A 1,856-nucleotide genomic window follows, 5' to 3' on the forward strand; every position below is an offset into this window, starting at 1 on the left:
CCTGGACAGGTCATGCGCACTCGATGGGCGAAAGCCAGCCCCGCTGCGCGTGCTCGTGGGCATGCCGGCAACCACCGCCTGCATCATCGGTGGGAGCAGTTCACCGCCCGTAAGAAGCGTCCGGTGATCGCCAATGTCGCCGTAGCCAGAGAACTTGCGGGATGGTGTTGGTCGCTGGCGGTCGTCGACGACCAGCCCTGAGCTTGTCCTTCCCCTAGATTTCGGTCGATAGACAATCGCAAAGGGCGTGATGGCAGCGTGAGGAACGATCTGCGAAAACAACTATGGGCAGCAACAGGTTCCGAAATTGGAACCGATTGCGACGCCCGACCCTAGAGCAGCAGCACCGTTCCTGCCGAACAGTCGTCCTGCGGTAGCCAACCCGCGTATATCAGTCTGACCACGAGTCGTGAATATCGACATGTCACCCGCCGTTCTTCATGTCCGTCGACCGAAACGGAAACGGCCTCGGGAACTGCCGTTCCCGAGGCCGTTTCCACCTGTCCCTTGACAAATTTCTCTACATATCAGTTGTACGAGGCACGGACGTTAGTTACGCGATGCCGGCGGTAAGCGGCGGGCGGTCGTCCTCCGCGTGCTGAATGCGGTCGGTGGTAATTGTAGTGAACATTCCAGACTTCGACGGCAGTGCGCCGCTCAGCTTCGCTGGTGTACTCGCGGGAGTACAGCAGTTCTTCGGCGAGGATGCGGTTGTAGCGTTCGACCTTCCCGTTGTGTTTCGGGGTGTACGGCTTGATGCGGTAGTGCCGAGCTTCGCGGAGTGAAACGGTGAAATCTGCTGCCCGATAGCATGATCCGCTGTCGGTGATCACGCGCTCGATACGGGTGATGCCGTGTGCGGCGAAGAAGACGCGGGCGTTGTTCATGAAATCGATGGCTGTTGCGGCGGTTTCGTTGTCGCGTGCCTCGGTGTACGCCAGGCGGGTGTTCCCGTCGATCGCGGAATGCAAATAGGTGTACCCGACCCGGGCTTGCTTGTTCTTCGTTTTCCGACGCTGCGATCGTTTGGCCTGCTCGGAGCCGCGGCCGTGGGCACGCCACCCGCCGCCGTCGGGGATCTTCCCGACTTTCTTGATGTCGACGTGGACCATCTGGCCGGGTCGTTTTGCAACGATGACCTGCGGTTTTCGGTTGGTTTCGCCGTTCGGGTCGATGAACCGGCGGCGGTGCAATCCGAGGTTCCGCAGGATTTTCGTGACGGTCCGGCGAGCAATGACCGTTCCATCCATTCGGAGTTCGAACGTGATTCGTGAAGCCGACCATTTCCGGCTCCGGCGCATCGACTCGATGTCGGCCACGACCTCCGCGGCTGTGGCGGTGGGTTGGTGTTTCGGTGCGCTGGAGCGGTCCTGTAGTCCCAGGTCACCATATTTGCGGTGACGGTTGACCCACGTGGAGGCGCATTGTCGTGAGATACCCATTTCGGCGGCGACGTGGGCGATCGGACGACTCTGGCAGCGCTCGATCAGGCGTCGTCTTCCCTCCACGGTGAGTGGAGCATTACGGTGTGTCACAGGGCTGGTCCTTCTTGGTCGAGAACGGTTGTGTCGCAACTCCCATTCTTACGCCGAGGACCAGCCCGTCTACTTCAATCCCTCGTCAGCAACGTCCATACCCACAACAACTAGGCCCCTCTGAGGGAAGGGCGACCATCAAGTCATGGAGCGGACCTGCAATAACATCGACCACCTCTGGAGGAATCTTTTTCCCCAGAATTGCGATCCTCGCTAGCACTCCCTGGCGGTCAGAGACGAAAGGCAGTTCCGTCGTCAATAGGTCGGAGATCGAATCCCACGAAGCGAGCTGGGGATACCAGACATTCAGTGTGACCAGAT

The 1,856-nt window shown here is 59.8% G+C and carries 1 protein-coding gene and 1 pseudogene; one reads left to right on the top strand and one right to left on the bottom strand.

Going from position 1 to position 1,856, the window contains the following annotated elements; translation table 11 throughout:
• Positions 1-201 (top strand): annotated as a pseudogene (locus ACF08D_RS31250) (IS110 family transposase); the annotation flags it as partial.
• Positions 202-527: 326 nt separating this feature from the next.
• On the opposite strand, the gene ACF08D_RS31255 reads toward ACF08D_RS31250, so the two are convergent.
• Positions 528-1,535 (bottom strand): IS481 family transposase, encoded by a 1,008-nt coding sequence (locus tag ACF08D_RS31255; RefSeq protein WP_392227578.1) that lies wholly within the window; start codon positions 1,533-1,535, stop codon positions 528-530.
• Positions 1,536-1,856: the final 321 nt, after the last annotated feature.

Origin of the sequence: Streptomyces sp. NPDC015131, from assembly GCF_043079975.1 — a bacterium.
Lineage (GTDB): Bacteria > Actinomycetota > Actinomycetes > Streptomycetales > Streptomycetaceae > Streptomyces.